This window comes from Ramlibacter henchirensis (assembly GCF_004682015.1).
GTDB classification, from domain to species: Bacteria; Pseudomonadota; Gammaproteobacteria; order Burkholderiales; family Burkholderiaceae_C; genus Ramlibacter; species Ramlibacter henchirensis.
On sequence record NZ_SMLM01000004.1, the window covers coordinates 143,983 to 163,654 of the forward strand.

A 19,672-nucleotide genomic window follows, 5' to 3' on the forward strand; every position below is an offset into this window, starting at 1 on the left:
GCTCGAGCGATCCACAATCGACGGGGTCCTCAATCATTGTGCGCATCGCGGCTCGCGTTTCGTCGAGACCTTGCTGTCATACCGAGACCTTGGATCCGTAACAAGAGCGAGTGGCGCCGCGCTCGTCGCGCTTTAGTAAACGGGGTGCGAATTGCAGAGCCTAGCCCAGCCAATCAACAACGCGTGTCTCAGCACGGACTTTTCTCTCTCAATGTCGCGCCGTCAGAGCGTTACCGACACAGCGCGGTGTTGAACCGATGGGCCGCAGCAATTCGACCCCGGTGCGCGCCTCTCGACCGGTGCGACGAACGCTGGTTTTCACTGCAGGCACCTAAAAGCGCAGTGCCAAAAGGGTGGCTTCTAGCCGATGCTGTGTGACACTTGCCGCGTGGAAGATGGAGATCGTCGCACCCGGTGGGGCAGCGTCTTGCCGTCGGAGACCGCCCCCGAGGTGGCCACCACATTGCGGATCTGCTGATCTTCGCGTCCGCGGCACATGCGCTTCATGCCGAAGTAACCACTGATTGCCCTTGCGGGACTGCTTCATCTCGGGGTCACGCTCGCCCTTGGTGTTCTTGGTTGAGCTGGGCATGATGAGCGTGGCGTCCACGATCGTGCCGGTGGCTCAGGCGAAAGCCCCGACTGCAGGTGTGCGCCAACGCGCTCGAAAAAGGCTGCCGGCCAAGTTCGTGGCGCTCCAGGAGACGGCGGAACTTGCAGATCGTTTTCATTCTGAGGATTGGCACCCACAGCAATAGTGCTTAGAACGAGCATCTGCCTTCCGCTTTGGAGACCCAGTCATGACCTACCGGGCGCCGCAGCCCGCCGCCATAATCGCTCTTGTTCTCGACTCGAATAACTGTTCATCGCACATGTAGTTGTGGGTCGTTGGCAGGTGGAAGCCACGGAAGGTGTCCTGCTGCTTGGCCGCCGTATGGGCACGGTATATCTTGGGCTCGCTGCAATGTGCTTTCTCGCGCTGCCTGCTGGAACACGCCCTGCAGCTCGAGTTCCTGCCGCTACGTCAATGCGGCCCACCACGGTGTGGATAAACTGACACCGACAGCCTTGAAGATCTCCTGCAACGGCGCGCTCATGCTGTCTGGATTTTTTGCTCGTACAGACGTGGGCGCACGTGCAACTCGGGCTGCGGGCGCGATTAGCGCAATTTCCACATCGCTGCGGCCCCACCTGGTCCAACAAGCGGGGCTGCTGCCAGTGCTCGCCGGAACACCCTCGGCGGCAGCGGCGGTGCTCGCCGCCTATGTGGTTAGATGCTTCGTTGCTGAGGCGCTGACCCGTCCGCGTACGCCGGGCGGCGTTCTCTGCCGAACCTAAAACGACTCAACCTGCGACTGATCCGTCAACTTAGTCCAGTCGTCCGTACCAAAGCACCGTGTCCACGCCCCTGTGCTATCGCCGCGCTCCCCCCTACCAACGAGGTAGGTGCGGTTCAATGGAATGCCCAAGACATGGCCGCAAATTTCATCCGACACAAAGCTCCAGTAACGGACGTCATAGTTCATTTCGAGTACTGTTCCGCCCGCTGCACCGATAAGCGTTCCCGTATGGCAGAACCACACGTCATCCCTGCGCTCATACTTCTTAGCTCCACCCTGCATGACGATCGTGTTCGACATATGTTCGGCTCGCGTCAAGCATGGATTGTCGGGTCCCACAGAATTCGAGTCGCGAGGTTTTGTTGCGGTGGCGACGATAGCGCCCATCGTGGTGCGTCTCGTCTCACCAGCATCGGACCACATGAACACGGCGTTTGCAACTATCCCCGGCGTATAGTCCGCTCGATTCAATCTGCCATCAAATAGGGAAGCAGCCAAGATCCCGCTAGCCCACGCATAGTAGTAATTCGCCTCATAGTAGGCGTCCTCTCCTTGGGAGCGAATCCGACATTCTCGGTTAAGAAGCTTCGTCCCGAGCAAAATGACGTCACTGGGTAAGGTGCGCGCCTTCTTACGAGGTCTTTGATATTGCCAGTACGATGTATCGTCCAGCGCAATTACTCTAATGCCTGAACCATTGGGAAGTGGCACTCGGGCGCCAAGTGTCTTCGAGGGCAGATATTCGGCGACCTGACTAAAAGTTTCACTAATTGCGCTCCCGCTGTGAACGGGCTGAGTCGCCAGTTGACTGTCAAAAAAGACCGGGGTGGTGTAGAAGAACGCCTTCAGGTACCCATCGATGTAAACCTCTCCCGTCGCACAATCAGGCGCGGAGAAGGTGCGCCTAAATTCCACCACGTGCAAATTGGCGTTTGCTACGGCCGAATAAAGAAGCAAGAGCACTAGCCTGAAGATGTGTCGAGCTGGCATCAAAACTCCGCCCTACAAGCTTGAAGTCACTGCTTCGTATACCAAGCGCTGCCCCAACCGGTGGCAGTTATGCCGGCAGGAAGGGGATCCTTAACACCACACGCCGACAGCGCGAACGAGACTAGGGTATTCGAGTTTCGAAGTTCGCCGACTCCGACGGTATACGGTTGGCATGTCTTCCCTGCAGCGTGCACGACTTGCATGATGCAGTTGGCTATGACACATGCCTTTTTTCCGTCGAGGGTCTTAGAGATGACGGTTGTGCCCTTCGGATCTGGAACATTGCCATCCGGTGAATAAACGGCAGCACCGCTGCCATCTGTTCCCAGTTTGCCGTGTGGTCCGATATATGGAACAACAACGCCCCACTTCGTTGCTACAGGGCAGGCGAACGGGTTGCCAACTGGCCCCGCCTCCGAGGACGTGCCGCTTCCCTTCTGAGACGGCCCTCCGCGGACTTCCGTCTTCGAGCCGTCAGGACGGGAGATGACAAGGAAGGCATGCATGTCGTCGAAGCCTTCTGCAATGGCTGGCTTAAAGGCTAGGGTCGTGTTGCATGCCTGGCTTGAACCAACAATCAAAGGAGGTGACGTTGCCTGGTTTACTTCCTCGATCGTCACAGCGACTGCTAGTACAGGCCATTGAACAGCAGCCAATATCGACAAGGAATTTCGCGCGACTCTCACCATTTTGCGACTCCTGCCTTTAGCTGAGGACGGTGCAGTTTGCGGCAATCAGGCAACGGGCGCAAGACCCGAAGCAAGGCGTCACGGGGACCACGGTCCAGTCAATTCTTCTGGTTGACTCGACAAGGATGTCCGTGACGCAGGCCGAGCATTCAGCCACGACCAACGCACCGACGGGGTGATCTTCCGACCTGTACTTTCTTCGAAAAGAAGCCGGCCTTTGGCTTGCTCACCGAAGTGCCTTCAGCAGCTGCGCACTTGCGAACAAGATCGCCGGGGTCAGCATCAATGGCCAAGCAGCTAGCTTCTAGGCGGGCGGGGCCTTGTGCCAGTGGAACTTACCGAGTGCAGTATGAGTTTGGCTTAGCGGATTGCTCCGAATGCCTCGGACAGATGGAGACCCCAAACGCCGCTCGGAGAGGCGTCACGGGCCGCAATGTCCAGCAAGCGTGAATGCCTCCGTTTTCTTTTGCGTGGAAGCGGCTGCCGCCGTCGCACTCGTGACTGCAGACCCCCTCCCCCATGGCTTGGAAGCCTGTGACGGAAAGAATCTGCTGCGAGCAGGGGCTTTGGGCGGCGCTCTACGAGTCAGGTTGAATTTAGGTAGAAAGCGACCTAACCTAAATCTCAGCGCGCGCGCAGCCTAGTGCCCGCAGATGGTGGATGCCTCTGTCCGGAACCGACATCCAGCCGTGCTCGCCGATGCGGCGCCATTTCGCACGCGCTTTGCAGAGGACTGCAGCCCCCCGCAGGACGTCGGAAGCGCAACTTACGGCATTTAGCGGGCGCATTCAGTGACGCAACTGCACGCCCTCAAAGCGGAAATCGCTTGGCTTTGCGTCGATAATGCCTCTTCAACTTTTTCAGGGCAAAGATGGCAACGTACATTGAGGTTCATCAGCAGATTCAAGCTCTCCAGAAGGAGGCTGAGGCACTGAAGGCGGCTGAACGAAAGGGCGTCATTGAGCGAATGCGGGAAGCCATTGCCGTTTACGACATCACTGCTGAAGATCTCGGACTCACAGGCGGACGTAGACCCGGCAGAAAGACCGTCACGAACGCACCCGTCAAGTCCAAGACGAGCAAAGCATCGGCAACTGCCGCCTACCGTGACAGCCAAGGCAACACTTGGGGAGGCCGAGGGCCTCGCCCTCGCTGGCTAAAAGACGCGCTCGCAGGTGGCGCAAAGCTCGAGGACTTCGCTCACTAGCAGAGCAAGCGAAGTCAGGCTCGCTGGCGTTCCAATCGGCGGCGATCCAGAGCCCCGGATGTCAATCCCGCGGAAGAGTCAGCAGCAGGATCGCGCTCTGCGATTTGCAGGGCCAATAAACGGAGGGCGGGGTGGTCGTCAGCTTCTTTCCGACTGGACATTCGTACGTGTTGTCTGCGCGTCGAAGCGGAAATCCGGGCGCCTGAAGGTGCCGTCGTTGCGAATGGACTTCTCCCACACCGGGATGTGGGGCTCGATCTTCTTCTCGTTGACGGTCCAGTTCAGCATCGGCGCCGCTGCATAAGTGTGTCGCCGACCAGGCGCTTGGGCTTGAGATCGAACTGTCGCTCGACGCCTCGATCATGGTCCGAGTTGCCTCCACTTCTTCGGTGCGGTGAGCTGGGGTGTGCTTCCACGTCCAGGATGATTCCCGCGTCGAGGTCAATCAGGTAGTTGGTGGAATACGCAGAGAACGCTGGCTCACCGGGACTGCAGTCCAGCGGGCCGCCGGATCTGTTGGAGAGATGTTCTTTGGGCGAATCGAGCCGCTGTGCGGTTCGCCCGAATCACCTGGAGGGCCCTTAGGCAGGAAGGAGACAGCAACGAGGCCAGATTCCGCTTGCATGCACAGATTTCCCGCAATGAGGAAGACTCTCAGCCAGGTCCTATTTGGCTCGGGTAGTGTTCAACGCGCTGCGAGCTGGAGTCCGCATGGGATGCAAGCTGACACGGCGAGATGCCTCAATCGGAGCGAGCCGCTTAGCGCCCGGTCCGGTCCTCAGATGGGAGGGGCACCAAAATTTTGGACACAAGAAGGCGAAGGAATACCTTGAAGATGAAAGCTCAAGTTCTGATCTCTGCAGTGGCGGTTCTGCTGCTTGCGGGTTGTGGCGGAGGCGGTACTGGCGAAACAGCATCGGCTGAGCCCAAGATTGTCCCGGTATCCACGCAATTGCATCAAGTGCCCGTAGACGATAAGTAATGCGACGCACGAATTCATTCAGCCGTTTGCTGGCCCAATCCCTTCTAGCCGCGAGCGCGGCCGCAATGCCTTATGCGGCACAAGCGGCGGGAGTTTGCCCAAGCACCGCAAGTCCGTATTACACCTGCACTGACGTATCGTCAAAGTGGATGCCAATCGGTGGTGCTGGAAGTCTCGTCTATGCGGATGATCTCCACTTCCAATATGACCCACCCTTCCCGATCAACGCTTTCGGGAACACGTACAACGAGGCGTGGCTATCAACAAACGGCTACATCTACTTGGGCAATAGCGGCGCGACCGTAATTTATACGTACACCTGGGATCTCATGGTGGACCAACAGGCGTCCCTGAGAACTGAAGTTCGCGGTTTTCCGCCGAATAGACAATGGATCGTGCAGTGGGACAACGTCTCATTCTTTGGCTACTGGTGGGATTTTCCTAATGGCGGAGAACCACGACTATCCTTTCAAACGATATTCAACGAGAACGGGATCATTGAATATCAGTATTTTGGTATTGATGCCGGAGCTGCGGAAACGCTGCGAGGAGTAATAGCCATTTCCCACGGGGACCAGACAGTCGGTTCCTTTCTCAGCTACGGTCAAGGCATTCCATCCAACATGGGCGTTAGATGGACGCCTGTCGTAAAAGACGCTCAGTCGCCATCGATCACGATTACGTCGCCAGCGAATGGGGCCAGTTACCTGCTAGCTGGATCCGTCGCAGCAAACTACAGCTGCAGTGATGGAAATGGCACGGGAGTCGCAACTTGTGCGGGGCCGGTAGGCAATGGAGCCGCAGTAGATACCGCCACTGTTGGCTCCAAATCTTTCAGTGTAAGCGCGAGCGACTACGCGGGCAACACCACCCTTCTGACATCTGCTTACGGCGTCCTCTATAACTTCAGCGGGTTCTTCGCTCCAGTCGATAGGAGTACGGGTCAGCAACGCAATATGAATTCCACAAGAGCCGGGCAATCCGTTCCGGTGAAGTTCTCGTTGAGCGGTAACCAGGGCATGGACATCTTCCAACAAGGCGGACCCGCGTCCAAGAACGTGTCTTGCAACGAGACGACAAGCGAAGCTCCGGTGGAAGAAGTCGCAACGCCGGGTTCTAGCGGACTCGCGTACGACCCGACAACCGATCGCTACACGCTGGTGTGGAAGACGGACAATTCTTGGGCCGGCACTTGTCGAATCTTGACGCTCAAGCTGAAGGATGGATCGGAACACAACGCCTATTTCCGCTTCACGAAATAAGCCTCGGCCACCGGTTCAGATCGGCTGGCGCAGCGCGCCGTCACGAGGCGGTCTTCCGCCTTATTCGCCTCGGCTTTAGGGGGGCGTCTCTCTGCACGTGCGTCTCATCAGGCCCAAGTCCGAGAGCCTAGCGTCAAGCCTGCGTTCTGGCCAACGAAGTGGCTGGCCCTCCCACGTGTGAGACATTCAGCGAGCCTGGTTTGACCGCACCTGCGGCGTTACTTGGCTGTGTGGATCCAGATTTGCTTGTGTAGCCGCCCCCGTGCGTTAGAGACGTTTGATCTCCTCTGGAGTCCTATCCTGCGGAGTGTCAATCCGTCGGTCCAGGATGTCCGCTACCGACCCGAAGCAGCCTTACGTCTTCCACAGGCGCTCGGACGAGCTAACTCCTAGGTGGTCGCCGCCATATTCAGCTTCGGGAAAAACACTCGCCCATTAACGATGGCCATCTCACCGTCAGCCTCCAGCCGCTCCAAGACTCCGGTGACCTCGCCATCGGACAACTGCTTGTTGAACAGGGCGGCCACTGCGCTGCGAAGTGCTTTTTCCGAACGCGGCTTGGGAGCGCCCGAACCATGAAGTTTCGCCAAGACGAGCGCCGCCCGGTCTTGTGGTGACTTGGCCCGCGCTGCTTTCACGGCTGGAATTGCCTCGATAGCCGGCCAGCGCGCGGAGAAGATATTGTGCTCTTTGAGATGCTCAATCAGTGGGCCGAATCCACCGTCCTTGGAAATGATGTGGAAGAAGGCACCAGGATCGGCTGCGGCCAGCTTTCCGATGTAGTAGGCGATGTGGAAGTCGAGGGCATTGCGGCCTACCCCGGAGATCTTCACAAACTCGGCGCGGTCGCCAAGCCTGTGAATTCGATCGGCGACTTCAAACGGCAGCTTCTTCTGAGTGGCCCCGACAAAAACCAGCACTCTGAAGTAGACCGGCGTGAGCAGATCAAAGGACTCCGGCTGGACGCTTTCCCAATCAACCATGACGATGTTGGTTCGCATCGAGCTCAGACGTTAGCCCGCCCGCCCCACGCAGAGGCTGCAACTCCGTTGCACTGGGCCCCCATCATCACTGGCAGCGAATCTCAAACTGCCGGTCACGTGCCTGCTTGCGCTCCGATCGGATCCAGTCGTGCATCTGGGCACCTTGGGGGCTGCCGTGCCATGGCATCCAGATGTGCCACTCGCGCATCGAGCGATTTGCATTCGCTCTGCCGCGCAGCATGGACGTTAACTTCGTTCGACACCACGCGATGCTGCGGTTGGCGATTAACGTTCCGCTGCTGCTCCGCTAAGGCAACCTGCTGATCCCAAGGAATTCCGTCGGGAACACTCACGATGCTCTCTATGAGCGCGTTATGTTGATTGCAGTGCGCCTGTGCCCAGAACGTTCCGCCGTTGTAGGCTTTGCACAGATAGATAGAACCAGAATGCGCTGCGGCCATTGGCAGCAGAAGCAAGAGCCCATAAAACCTCATACGCCCTCCCTGAGCCCAACTCTACAGCAGCTTGGAGAGCCTGTGACAAAGCGCCAGCCAGGACCGCTTCTGCCCGAAAGCGGACTTAGGAGCCGACGGACTCGCAATCCGTGATAAAGCAAGCCCCCACACGGCTTCTCTCAAGCCTCTCCGCTTAGCTGCTCGTGGCTAGTCCACAAGCATGACCTCGCTAACGGTCGGACGACCGCCACCTGTAGCATCGCATCTGCCGTCTAGGTGGACGTTCACCAGCTTGCCCGTCGATTTCGCGGTTAGCAAGACCGCAAGCACCATTCGAGCATTCGCGGCGGACTTGATGATCCAGAAGTCATTCGCAGCGCAGGCAGAAGCGATGTTGAAGTTTCGCGGAGCGAAGGTGACATCACCGCTGCTGGCCACAACGCGGATCGACCCAGGATCAACCCCATTCACCCAACCGGCAGTGCTGACCAGCGGTGTTAGCAGCAGCGAGCCAGCAACTGCCGAACGGACTGCAGAACCCAATATCGGCCCGCGCCGATTCAGTCGCAACACACCTTCTTTGACGCGGCTCAACGCGTCACCCGCTCCACAAGAGCGTTGTCAGCCATGCTGGAGGGGCAATTGCCGGCCGTGCTCTGGATGCGCCTGACGACGTACTCACCGTCGCCCGGCACTTTGAACGTGTCGCCCACACGTCGACCCTTCTGCACGCACATTGAAACCTCGGCCGCACCCCCCGCACCCGGCGCGGCCGACGAGGTGCCGGCAAAGGCCGTTCCATCTTTTTTCGTGGGAATGAGTGCAGAGCCGCTCGCAGCTTTTACCTTGATCTCTTTGACGGCCTCTTCAAGGGCCACCATTCGGTAAGACGTCGAGGGGTGCGACGCGGAGTGAGTGCCCTTGATGTTGCCCGGGTTCGCGGCCGCCATGCGACGCCAGAACTTCGGCGCGTCGTCTATCGCATAGCCCGCCGCGGCCATCATGTACAGCCCCACGTAGTCGGCCTCTGCCTCAAACTCCTGGGAATACGCGCTAGCTGCGGCCTGAGCGAAGTTCGCTTGGTTGTAAGCGCCTCGCGTCAGGACGGCTAGAGCCAAGTCAGCGACGAAGCCGCCGGCCGCGTTCGCCTTCTTCGCATCGATGTGGCGCATCGTGTTGTGAGCCAACTCGTGGCCAACGACCAGGGCTAATTCTTCGTCAGTGCGGGCGAAGTTCATCATGCCGCGGGTAATCATGATCCGCTCACCGTCTGCAAACGCGTTCAGGATTTGCTGAGGGGCAAGCACTGCAGGGTAGTCGCAAGCCGGCACAGGCTTCACTTCAAACTTCAGTTCTTCCACCCCCCGGCGCACTACCAAGGGCATCGGATCCTGAGCTTTCATCGTCCTGCGCTTCTCTGCGAGCGCTTTCGTGTCGGAAGTAGGAGTGCCGTAGATGGAGAGCACCCTGTCGCCAGGTCGAAGCCCGGCCGCCTCGGCTGGACTTCCCGGGACCAAGAACAAGACGGTGGGGACTTCGCTCGTACCGTAGAGACGCACCATGGAGCCGGCCAACTCACCCTTAGGGGTAGTCGCCAGTTCAGCGCCCCACGCGGGTCCCACCTTGGGGCACATGGCCACGCCCTTAGTACTGAGACGCCAATGAACTTCGCGCAGGCGCTTCGTCTCGGAGATCAGTTCCTCCGCCACGATGTCGAGCTGCTTCTGAGCCTCGGTCGCGGTCTGTTCCTTGCTGACCGACACGCGCTGGGTGGTGGGGCTGGCGCACCCAGTTAGTAGGAGCGCAACTAAGACTGGCAGCACAACCCTCATGATCTCTCCCTGTTGCAGTTTGTAAGTCGATCATAGGTGGCTGGTCAGTAAGCGGCAAGCATCCCCCGCTCTTTAATACGTCCGACCTCATCTGTTCAACGTATCCGACAGGTTCCCCCCAAGCTAGTCGCAACCTTTGGAGTGCAACCAACCGCGAGACCATCATGGCCGACGACAAAACGAACGCACACGGTCGAGACCGTGAGCGCATGAACGTGAACCAGGAGCATCAAGTACGCGACTGGAGCAAGACCCTGGGAGTCAGCCCCCGAGCAGAAGAAGGCGGTTTGCCGCCGGCGGAGATCGCGTCAAGAAGGTGCGCGAGTACCTGAAGTCCGACAAGCCCCGCTGACCGAGTCTCGCGGGCGCCTGACACGGTGCAGCCGACTAGTCTCAGAATAACTAGTTCGTTAGTTCACGGAACGTCCGCCGCTCGTCGCGGAAGCAACGGTAGCGCTGACGCCGACGGCGTAACGGCGCATCATGCATTTGCTGTACCGCCCCCCGCGCGGCTCGCGGGGTGTTCTGGGAGAGGCAAATGCGATCCACTCTTGCGGCCCTGCTCTTCGCCGCATCGTTCGGTGCTCAGGCGATGTGCGTCGGCACCCCGAACTTCCAGAGCTGCACCGACAGCTCCGGCAACTCGTACACCGTAAACCGATTCGGCAATACGACCATGATGCAGGGGTCGAATCCGAACGGTTCACAGTGGAACCAAACCAGCCAGACCTACGGCAATACGACGTTCCACAACGGGACCGCTGCCAACGGCAACAACTGGAACGGCACGACGACGAGCATTGGGAACACGCAAATCCACCAAGGCACCGACAGCAGAGGCCGGCCTTATCAGCGGACGTGTGGCCCATTCGGCTGCCACTGACCCGCGGCACCTGCTTCTGAGGTTATCGAAGCCCGCTGGGTTTCAAGCGCTGAGAAGCCCGCCAGTCCGAGGGCGCAAGTGGCTCAGGGTCGTCCCAAAGCCCGGCGCGACTAGCGCGCGCGCCCTCCTCTAGCCGCTTGATCTCGGGGTCGGTCAGGTAGCGCGTGAACGCCCACGCCATGCCTTGCCGCACCTGCTCGGAGCTGGCGTCTTTCCCGCGGCATTCCAGACGCGCCACGGTGCGCCCGTAGCCGTCGCGCGCCAGTGGCTTGATGGTTGCCCAGACGCCGAAGCACAGCACGCTCAGAGCGGCCTTGGAGCGCTTCCCGTAGGCCTGCGCACTCTCCGGCGCATCGATCTCCGCCAGCCGCACGGAAACCTGTTGGGAGGCGCCAGGCTCGCCGCAGCGAGCCTTGACGGTGTCGCCGTCGCTGATCGCGACAATCAAGCAGATGGCAGCCGCAGCAATCAATCCAAGCCCAAACCGGTTCTAGCTTCTGCCAGGCACCTCTCCTGAGACTCCTTGAGTCGACTATTCAGGTAATTCGCCTGCGATGTCGACAACGAGCACTCGTCAGACTGTTCTTGCTGGCCGTACATCTTCTCGCAATGGCTTTTTCCAAGGTACGGGTTCCCTGCAACCAGCGGATCCCGAAGGCAGTGCTGATATTCAGTCTTGTTCCTGCTCGCCTTTAGCTTGCACGCGTTTGCCCAATCCATGTCGTAGATAGCGCGGGCACTACGATTGCAGCGCTCATAGGCCGCTCGGCGTGCGGCTGCGGCTTGCTCCTTCTGGTGCTCGGCCGCCGCCTCCTTTTCAGACTTCGCGCGCTCGACGCCCGGCAAGAAGACAACGTAGTGATAGAAGACCCCGCCTCCACCCATTAGCGCGCCAGCGATGACGGATGCTTTCACGAACTTATCCACGGCAACCCCTCCTCAGTCCGCAAGGTAACTCAAGGCCGCCGAATGGCGCAATTGGGTGGTCTGCCCTACTTGACCGCTGGAGCCTGTTCGCTGCGGCATCTTCCTTGAAGACGATTCCCGCCTGCTCCAGCAGCGACGCCTCCAACTTTTCGTGATACATGCGAAGCAAGTCCACCGGACGCCGGATGCAGTTCTGCTCCCGAACGCCTTGCGGCGCGTGCCCTGAATCTGCATCGCCACGCCCGCCGGGATCTCGACCCACTCGGAGAAGGTAGCGAACGAACGGCGCAGCCCCTGCAGCGTGATGCGCGGCAACTCCGCGACACCGCAGGCGAGATCTGCGCGTCGCCAGGCTCGACCAGCCGGCCGCTCTCGCTCTTCGGGGTGGAGAACACCCACTTCTTGCGCCCAGGCAGACCCGCCAGCAGGTGCGCCGTGTAGGGAGTCTCGGGATCAGCCTGTGCCCCTCGATCTTCTCAAGGATCCGGATGATGCGGCGCTGGAAATTCACATCCTCCCATTGCAGCGCGAGCGGCCCATTTGGCCGCGGTCCGTTCAGGAGCATGAACTGCAGGTAGGCGGAGATCACGGGGTTCGACAACTCTCGCAAACCGCTCGGAACCAGGCGCCCAGCTCCTCCTTCTGAAGAACAAGGTTCCGCTTGTCCGCCTTGCCCAGCGTCTCCCTTACACGCCTGCTCTTCGCCGCCTCCACGCTAACGAGCCCACCATAGTCCTTGTGACCCGCGCACCAGCCCAGGAAGGCCGTAGATGTCTGCCTTGTCTACCGGCTCCTAGGTGAACTGAGGTCGGGTGTGGGTGTTGTCCTCGCGGAACACCACTTCTACATGCCTTGCAGCGAGCAGACGGAAGGCGTCGATGGGCCTGGTCGGTATAGGCAGCTCCGACGCTCGACGGCGCCTGGGCGGCGACGTGCCTCAAATCAGCAGCGACGGCGCGGGCAAACCTACCGGGCCGGCACCAACTCAGATTTGCAATTGGCGGGATCGCCGTTCAGAATCCAACATCCGTAGGAGGAGATGGGAAATGCGCTGCCTTGCTTGCCAGAAAGAGATCTCAATGGCCGCGAAGGTTTGTCCCTATTGCCACCGCGACACGACGGAGTCGGGACAGGCGCACGGGTCCATGATGCTTGGCGCGATCATCGGAGGGGTGATTGGCTACTTCGTGAACGGCATCTGGGGCATGTTCATCGGCATCATCGTTGGCGGCACTGCTCTGGGGATTGGCCCAATACTGAAGGCTTCAAAATCGCCAGCTCCGCCGGCGAGTGTCAGCGTCGACAGAATCGCCAATGAGCCGCCGCCCGCATCTCGCCAGCTTTCTCTGGCGCAGAGGTTGACCAGTCTCGATGAGGTCCGGGCCAAGGGTCTGATAACAGACGAGGAGTTCGCCAAGAAGAAGGCGGACATCCTCAAAAAAGCCTAAAGGCGGCTGCGCAAAGTTCTATGGAGATAACTGCGTGTCTACGACATTGCAGATACCTGGAGAGTTTGGATTCTCAAGCCGGGAGTGCCTCATTCGCACGACTGGGCCGAACTGAGCTCGGGCTTGATCGGGTGTAAGGGAAGCGACAAGGACCAGGTCCAATCAATAGTGCTGGGGGCATTGCTGGGAAAAGGCCGCCTGGTGCCGCTCGGCAAGAACACCCCGACATTGCTGGGCCTCCGTCTGCCTCAGGATCAAGGCGTGAGATTTCGGGATTGGCTCCAAGGGCCGTGGGTGTCACGTCGACTCTTGCCACCTCTGCGCTCTGAAAGGGGCTCCCACTGTCCCTCGAGTGCCTGTGCGAGTGGTGTGTTGGTAGGACGTCTGCTCCTGGCCGATCGCGAACATCCAGCCGGCGGACTCGCAATCCACCGGTCGAGCGCCGAGCTGCTTCGGCGCTGACCGTCGGGATGGTGCTGTTCCTTGCCGATGGCTGACTGGTCTGGTTTCTCCGGCCAACTAGACTGATGCAGCCCCCACGGTTAACCTACTCAGGTCGAACCGAGCCAAGGGCCCACTGTGTCTTCCAAGTCCGACCGCGACAATCGTGCTAACCAGCTGAACCCGAACAACAGCGCCTATCACTTGTCACGTGGTGGTGCTGGGTGCAATGCCGACGACGAGGACGGCGGCCCATCTTGGTCGGGCTACGACCGTGCGCGGGCCGCTCAGAGTGTCTTCGCCTCGTTTGCCGCGATGAACCTGCCCCCTACCCCCGCGCGGGACTTGTGGAGGATCGAAAAACTCTTCTTCTTCGACTTGGTGGATCTAGATGGCCAGACCAGGCACTTCCAGTTCATGGGCCGGGCGTTCCACAGCATGCTGGATGCAGAAGATGTAGCCGAGAAGTGGCTGAGCGGGCTGCGTTCAGGGCTGTACGAGTACGGAGTGCCCTTGGCAATGTACCGCGCTGTTGATCCGGACTCCGGCCGTGAGTACGAGTGGATGTCCGGCCGCTATCGGTCGGGCTCCAACATGTCAATCTTCTACCCAAATCCCGTGCAGCGGAAGAAGGTGATAAAGGCGCTCGATGCGAAATGGGAGCGCACGGGCAAAGCCGCGGTGGAACGCGTCCTGGCTGAGTGGCGCACCGTTGCGCGGATTGATCTAGGTGCGTGCACAGACAAGGAGATGCAGCTTTCCCAGGGCGGCGAGAGACGGCTAGGAGAACACGTAGAAAGCCTGCGTGTTGCGGTCCCCTGAAGTCAAGACCGCCCGCAGGCGTTGTTCCCATCCGGCTGGATCCATTCAGATACCGAGCGAACGACCCGCGGTCTGAGAGTCCGGCAGCTCCAGATCGAACGCGAGACGAGCGATCGCGAATCCCCTCCACTTTCACACGCCGGACTATGAATCCGCCTGTCAACTAGCCAGACTCTCCTGGATTCATTTCGACGCTCCGCGGGGCGTAACTGCAGCTTTCGCGCGACGATGCGAGTCGCTCGGCCTTGCGGAACGTAAACTCAGCAGTCAGGACTCCTGTTTACGAAAATTGTCTGATCCCGGCCAACGATCTCCCCTCAAGGACAAACCACTGCGCCTGCCGGGCCAATCTGTCTTCGAACAAAGAGAAAAGCTCATAGAAGACTCGGTTTCAACACCAATGATGCAGGCGCTCTTGTTCGTCCTCCTGGCGGGCATCGAGTGGTGGCGGTGGTACACGGGAATGAAGCCCAATCCGGTCATCTTTTCACTGGCAGCCGCCGCTGCGGTTGGGTACGCTGCGTTGCGATTCTTCCGAGTGCGTCCAAAGCTAAGGGCACTGCGGCTTGGCGAAGAAGGCGAGAAGGCTGTGGGCCAGTTCCTGGAGCGCTTGAGGGGAAGTGGATTTCAGGTTTTCCACGACGTAGTCGGACCTGGATTCAACGTAGACCACGTTCTTGTCGGTCCTCAAGGTCTGTTTACGGTAGAGACAAAGACGTGGAGCAAACCTAGCTCTGGCAACGCTCGGATCGTCTTCGATGGGGACACGCTCAAAGTGGGCGCAAGAAGCCCGGAGCGTGACCCGATCTCGCAAGCCCGTGCTCAAGCATCTTGGCTGCGCGGGTTGCTGGCAGAGAGCAGCGGCCGCTCCGTGCAAGTCCGACCGGTGATCGCGTTTCCCGGGTGGTTCGTGGAGACGACTGGGCGAAGTACTGACGTCTGGGTTTTGGAGCCGAAGGCATTACCCCACTTCATCGAAACTGAACCCTCAAGACTCTCACCTGAAGACGCGCGGTTGCTCGCGTATCACCTATCCCGCTACGTCCGGAGCTCACAAGCTAAGTAGCTCTAACGACCGGACTTGCAATCCGCAGGTTCTCGCCCATACCCGCTGGCTTTGGACTAACGGTCTTCTGGCAACTTGGTCCGCGCTTCTTACACCAGGCTTCAGTACGCGAGACCGAGCGCTTACGGCCCTCGCGAAAGGCTTCCGATAGCCTCCTCGCCCCCCTCGCCACGAGGGGGCGATGTCCAGCCTTGTGAACGAGTGCCGACAGTTATCCCGGCCCCAGGCCTACGCGTTGTGGAAAAATAAACCGATCATGCCGGGGGCCCTACGTGCAACGTACTTCTGACTTAGCCGATCTGCAGCAGCAGCTGCGCCAATTTGCAGCAGAGCGCGACTGGGAGCGTTTTCATTCACCGAAGAATCTGGCGATGGCGCTCGCCTGTGAGGCTGGGGAAGTTCTTGAGCACTTTCAATGGCTCTCAGAGTCCGAAAGCGACAGCCTGTCCGCGGAAGCGAAGCAGGCCGTCGGCGAAGAACTCGCAGATGTCTACCTGTATTTAGTCCGGCTCGCGGACCGCCTGTCCATTGATCTCCCAGCAGCCGCCCAGCAGAAGATCGATTTGAACGCGAAGAAGTACCCAGTCGAAAGGGCAAAGGGTAACGCCAAGAAGTACACCACATTCGGAATCGAGGGCGAGGAATGACTGAACCAACAAACATATTCATCTTCACAGCCGGGGACGCATCCGCTCGGGCTCACCTCGATGATTCGATCACAAAGTCCATTTCGCTTGAGACCGTTCTTGCTCACCTTCCGCCTGACACGCACTCGCAAATCAGTGAAATCAGCAAAGAGCACGGTCTCTATGCATGGGGCGCCATCCCGGGCCCTCAGAACAGACCACGTTGGGCTGCGATGCAAGAAGGCGATCTCGCGTTGTGCGTCTACGACTCACGGTATCGGTACGTCGCCCAGGTCCTCAAGAAGTTTGAGAACGAAGACTTGGCTCGCGCGATCTGGGGACAAGACCCTGAAGGCCGAACTTGGAGCCTGATCTACTTCCTCACGGAACCGCAGAAGCTCGATGTCCCCCTGCTCGACCTGGCCGGCTACCTTCAACAGGGCTATATGGGGTTCACCCGCATTAGCGACGCGAAGTCCGCACGCATCAAGGCCGAATTCGGGTCGATCAACACGTTTGTGGAGCAGCAGCTCCTCAGCAGACCGATCGATGCGCATCCTTTGGACAACATCACGAGACAAGATGTCCTCGATGCCTTGGCTCGCCTTGACGCGGGTGAGACCCACGGGTACGGGCCATCAACGGATTACAACCTGGTACACGAGGGTAAGCCGTATCCGCCTAAAGCAGCTGCAGGGATAGCGACTATGCGCACGTTGGGCCGGCCTCTGAGACCCAGCGAATTTTCCGCTGGTATGGGGACGAAGAACTTCCGCGTACTGGAGAAGCTGGGGTTCACCATTCAGCCTAAGCCTTCAGATGACCTGTTCTTCCTGATCCGCTCGAATGAAGACTCCCCGTATGACGACGAGCTCGGCGTCCGCTATCACTTCACGAACACCGTTCCGAACCACAAGAAGCTGCTTGTTGGAGCACGCGTAGTTGTTGATTCGACAAGCTCAAACGGGACCAGGCTACGCGGGCACGGCAACCTGGGGCCCGCGCAGTCGAAGGTGACGCCCTCTGGTTCGCAAGAGTTCGTGAGCGAGTTCACTTCCTGGACACCGTTCTCCCCGCCAAAGCCAATTTCTGCTGCGCTTAAGGCGCAAATCGCTGCGCAGCCCGGGTACAACGTTCAGCACGCGATCCGCCCACTTAGCAGACGGCTGTTCGAGGCGATCACCGATGGAAAGCCGATTGACATGATCGACGAAGTCGTCCTGATTGGAACCACCAGAAGAACCGACAAGGAGCTCGACGAGTTTCAAGACTTGGTCAACAGAGAAGGAGGCCAGGCGTGGTGGTGGAGCTTCCCAATCAAGAGTGAGGCACAAAGCGCGCTCCCCCGCCCGTTCTACGTGTATTTGAATCGGGGCGGCGGAGTTTTCACTCACCGATGTCGTGTCGATGACTTCCGAACTAGCCAAGGCAACTCGGGGATGGAGTCTCCATGGCCAGAGAAGACGCCTCTGCGCCTGAGAGGGGCGACACGTGCCGGCGATCGCCAGAGCGAGGTATTCAAGACTTGGCTGCTCGTGGGTTCGGTCGAAGAAATCAAGCCGGCTCTCGCGCTCTCAGATTTTGAGCCGGCAGCACCTTGGTCCAGCGACAACAACATCCTCAACCAGAGCACCTTCGGCTACGCGTACCGGAAGCAGAAGACAGGTGTGCCTACGCCCTCAAAGCCTTACACCGTCGACGACGCAATCGAAGACATCTTCCTCTCGAAGACCGACCTCGAGGAACTCATTGGACTTCTATCCAGTAAGAAGAACTTGATCCTCCAGGGGGCGCCTGGTACAGGCAAGACTTACCTGGCTAAGCGACTCGCCTTCGCTCTCATGGGCGAGGCCGCAGATGACCGCGTCACGATGGTGCAGTTCCACCAGTCGTACTCGTACGAGGACTTCATCGGGGGTTACCGTCCAACTGGCGAAGGGTTCGCATTCAAGTCTGGAGTGTTCTCGCGATTCTGCGCGGCTGCAACGCAACGGCCGACCGCGAAGTTCGTGTTTGTAATCGACGAGATCAACCGCGGCAATCTGAGCAAGATCCTTGGCGAAGTGATGCTGCTGATGGAGTCCGACAAGCGCGGACCCGGGTGGGCGATTCCACTCACCTACTCGACCGAGCAGGAGCCGCCTTTTTACATTCCCGAGAACGTGTACATCATCGGCTTGATGAATACCGCCGATCGGTCGCTCGCAATGGTCGACTACGCTCTTCGGCGGCGCTTCGCCTTCTGGACTTTGCTGCCTGCGTTCGAGTCTGCACGGTTCAAGGTGCACCTGCAGTCTAGGGAAATTCCTGAGGCTTTCACCAAGAAAATCGTTGACCGTATGTCCAAACTGAACGCGGCTATCGCAGCCGATAAAGACTTGGGCGCGGGATTTATGGTTGGACATAGCTTCTTCACCTCGCCCGACGAATCAGTCAGCGCGGACGCCTGGTACGCCAGGGTTATCCGCGCGGAAGTAGCACCATTGCTTGCGGAGTACTGGTTCGACAAGCCCGCGAGCTACATCGAAGATCGGGTCAACGAATTGCTGGCCTGACATGATTCCGATCAGGAATATCTACTTCATGCTCTCTTACGCATGGAACCGGCTCGACCAAGCAGAGCTCGTAGATGTCAGCACGGAACAGATCGAAACCCTTCCGGACCTCTTGGCCAGTGTTCTATTGCGGGGGGTTCAACGCTGCCTCAAGGACGGGATCGATCGTGGGTACAAAGAGCAGCTGCAAGAGGGCACATTTGTCCGTGGCCGCCTGGACCTTGGGGTGTCCGTGAGGCGTCTGCTGCTGAAGCAAGCCCGTGCAGCCTGCCACGTCGACGAGTTGACCAGCAACATCCTGGCCAATCAGATCGTTAAGACAACTATGCAGCAGCTAACCCGCTTGCCTGCTCTTGACCCAGATCTCCGTCATGGCCTTGCCTTGCTTGTGCGGCGTCTACCAGACGTTGAAGCGATACGTCTCAGCCGAAGGGACTTTGATCGGGTTCAGCTGCACTCTAATAATAGTTTCTACAAATTCCTCATCGACATCTGCCGCGTCGTTCATGACGGGCTACTAGTCGACTCTGCCAACGGGGAATACTCCTTCAGAAGCTTCATCGAAGACGAGCACGCCATGAGGCGCCTCTTCCAGCATTTCGTCTCGAACCTTCTTCGACATCACCAGGATCACTACGAAGTCGGCAACGACCGGTTCAGGTGGAACATCGTTGCGCCTGATTCTCAGAGTGATCAGCTCATGCCCATGATGGAGACGGACATAACTCTCCGCGCGCCAGGGCACGTTGTAGTGATCGACACGAAGTTCTCCCAATCGGTATTTCAGCAGAGATTTCAGAAGCAGAAGCTCAAGTCCGAACACCTTTATCAGCTGTTCTCGTACCTGAAGAACCTTGAGTTCAAGGGCGGCGACTACACGAACGCTGATGGGATCCTTCTCTACCCTACTACCGAGAAGGCCGTGGATTTCACGACAACCGTGCAAGGCCATAGGATGTCAGTGCGGACGGTCGATCTAAGTCAAGCTCCCCAGGGGATTCGCGATGACCTCTTGGCGCTCGCGAAGCCCGTGGCTACTCTAGGCAGTGCCTGAGCGGAGCTTCGCAACCTGAATCGTCGCTGGGTTGGCCGGGACGCGTGGAGCCGGCGGACTCGCTTGCAAGGGCAACTCTCACTAAGTGCCAGCTCCGGAGGGCAACAAAA

The 19,672-nt window shown here is 59.0% G+C and carries 18 protein-coding genes and 1 pseudogene; 10 read left to right on the plus strand and 9 right to left on the minus strand.

Annotation, left to right across the window (positions count from 1 at the left end):
* Positions 1-1,334 precede the first annotated feature (1,334 nt).
* The gene (locus tag EZ313_RS22040) at positions 1,335-2,297 is read right to left on the minus strand and encodes a hypothetical protein (RefSeq protein ID WP_135265477.1); all 963 of its coding nucleotides are present in this window, start codon (positions 2,295-2,297) and stop codon (positions 1,335-1,337) included.
* A gap of 59 nt (positions 2,298-2,356) precedes the next feature.
* The gene (locus EZ313_RS22045; protein WP_135265478.1) at positions 2,357-2,950 is read right to left on the minus strand and encodes a hypothetical protein; all 594 of its coding nucleotides are present in this window, start codon (positions 2,948-2,950) and stop codon (positions 2,357-2,359) included.
* A gap of 1,036 nt (positions 2,951-3,986) precedes the next feature.
* On the opposite strand from EZ313_RS22045, the gene EZ313_RS22050 reads away from it, so the two are divergent.
* A complete protein-coding gene (locus EZ313_RS22050) occupies positions 3,987-4,226 on the plus strand; it encodes an H-NS histone family protein (RefSeq protein ID WP_420849338.1) in 240 nt (79 codons plus the stop codon).
* 139 nt (positions 4,227-4,365) lie between these two features.
* Here EZ313_RS22050 and EZ313_RS23665 read toward each other — a convergent pair.
* Positions 4,366-4,761: pseudogene (locus EZ313_RS23665) on the minus strand (transposase); the annotation flags it as partial.
* Positions 4,762-5,207: 446 nt separating this feature from the next.
* Here EZ313_RS23665 and EZ313_RS22055 point away from each other — a divergent pair.
* The gene (locus EZ313_RS22055; RefSeq protein WP_135265480.1) at positions 5,208-6,470 is read left to right on the plus strand and encodes a PxKF domain-containing protein; all 1,263 of its coding nucleotides are present in this window, start codon (positions 5,208-5,210) and stop codon (positions 6,468-6,470) included.
* 389 nt (positions 6,471-6,859) lie between these two features.
* On the opposite strand, the gene EZ313_RS22060 is transcribed toward EZ313_RS22055, so the two are convergent.
* The 4 genes from EZ313_RS22060 to EZ313_RS22075 all read right to left on the minus strand — a co-directional run bounded on the left by EZ313_RS22060 (position 6,860) and on the right by EZ313_RS22075 (position 9,740).
* On the minus strand, positions 6,860-7,471 hold the full coding sequence (locus EZ313_RS22060; RefSeq protein WP_135265481.1) for a PIN domain-containing protein: 612 nt from the start codon (positions 7,469-7,471) through the stop codon (positions 6,860-6,862).
* A gap of 95 nt (positions 7,472-7,566) precedes the next feature.
* Positions 7,567-7,947, minus strand: coding sequence for a hypothetical protein (locus EZ313_RS22065; protein WP_135265482.1), 381 nt, complete (start codon positions 7,945-7,947; stop codon positions 7,567-7,569).
* Positions 7,948-8,115: 168 nt separating this feature from the next.
* Complete coding sequence (locus EZ313_RS22070) at positions 8,116-8,502, minus strand: hypothetical protein (RefSeq protein WP_135265483.1); 387 nt, start codon at positions 8,500-8,502, stop codon at positions 8,116-8,118.
* Positions 8,499-9,740, minus strand: a complete 1,242-nt coding sequence (locus EZ313_RS22075) for a M48 family metallopeptidase (protein ID WP_135265484.1) — start codon at positions 9,738-9,740, stop codon at positions 8,499-8,501. The genes EZ313_RS22070 and EZ313_RS22075 overlap by 4 nt, the downstream gene beginning before the upstream one ends.
* Before the next feature lie 209 nt (positions 9,741-9,949).
* On the opposite strand from EZ313_RS22075, the gene EZ313_RS22080 reads away from it, so the two are divergent.
* Both EZ313_RS22080 and EZ313_RS22085 read left to right on the plus strand, forming a co-directional pair.
* Positions 9,950-10,072, plus strand: a complete 123-nt coding sequence (locus EZ313_RS22080) for a DUF3606 domain-containing protein (protein ID WP_240788759.1) — start codon at positions 9,950-9,952, stop codon at positions 10,070-10,072.
* A gap of 206 nt (positions 10,073-10,278) precedes the next feature.
* Positions 10,279-10,623: a hypothetical protein gene (locus EZ313_RS22085; RefSeq protein WP_135265485.1), complete on the plus strand. Its 345-nt coding sequence runs from the start codon at positions 10,279-10,281 to the stop codon at positions 10,621-10,623.
* Positions 10,624-10,645: 22 nt separating this feature from the next.
* Here the strand turns inward: EZ313_RS22085 and EZ313_RS22090 are convergent, their stop codons facing one another.
* Both EZ313_RS22090 and EZ313_RS22095 read right to left on the minus strand, forming a co-directional pair.
* Complete coding sequence (locus EZ313_RS22090) at positions 10,646-11,071, minus strand: thermonuclease family protein (RefSeq protein WP_240788747.1); 426 nt, start codon at positions 11,069-11,071, stop codon at positions 10,646-10,648.
* A 20-nt stretch (positions 11,072-11,091) separates the two neighbouring features.
* On the minus strand, positions 11,092-11,550 hold the full coding sequence (locus EZ313_RS22095; RefSeq protein ID WP_135265487.1) for a hypothetical protein: 459 nt from the start codon (positions 11,548-11,550) through the stop codon (positions 11,092-11,094).
* A gap of 1,079 nt (positions 11,551-12,629) precedes the next feature.
* Between EZ313_RS22095 and EZ313_RS23405 the strand changes: the two genes are divergently transcribed.
* From EZ313_RS23405 to mcrC, 6 genes are all read left to right on the plus strand, one after another.
* Entirely contained in the window at positions 12,630-12,998 is a 369-nt protein-coding gene (locus EZ313_RS23405) for an SHOCT domain-containing protein (protein ID WP_167772702.1), read from the plus strand.
* Positions 12,999-13,577: 579 nt separating this feature from the next.
* Positions 13,578-14,261 (plus strand): hypothetical protein, encoded by a 684-nt coding sequence (locus tag EZ313_RS22105; RefSeq protein WP_135265489.1) that lies wholly within the window; start codon positions 13,578-13,580, stop codon positions 14,259-14,261.
* 463 nt (positions 14,262-14,724) lie between these two features.
* Positions 14,725-15,327: a nuclease-related domain-containing protein gene (locus EZ313_RS23835; RefSeq protein ID WP_420849339.1), complete on the plus strand. Its 603-nt coding sequence runs from the start codon at positions 14,725-14,727 to the stop codon at positions 15,325-15,327.
* Positions 15,328-15,599: 272 nt separating this feature from the next.
* Positions 15,600-15,974, plus strand: coding sequence for a nucleotide pyrophosphohydrolase (locus EZ313_RS22115; protein WP_205960463.1), 375 nt, complete (start codon positions 15,600-15,602; stop codon positions 15,972-15,974).
* Between the two features lie 212 nt (positions 15,975-16,186).
* The gene (locus EZ313_RS22120; protein WP_167772703.1) at positions 16,187-18,508 is read left to right on the plus strand and encodes an AAA family ATPase; all 2,322 of its coding nucleotides are present in this window, start codon (positions 16,187-16,189) and stop codon (positions 18,506-18,508) included.
* Position 18,509: 1 nt separating this feature from the next.
* Positions 18,510-19,562 (plus strand): 5-methylcytosine-specific restriction endonuclease system specificity protein McrC, encoded by a 1,053-nt coding sequence (gene mcrC / locus EZ313_RS22125; RefSeq protein WP_135265492.1) that lies wholly within the window; start codon positions 18,510-18,512, stop codon positions 19,560-19,562.
* Positions 19,563-19,672 lie beyond the last annotated feature (110 nt).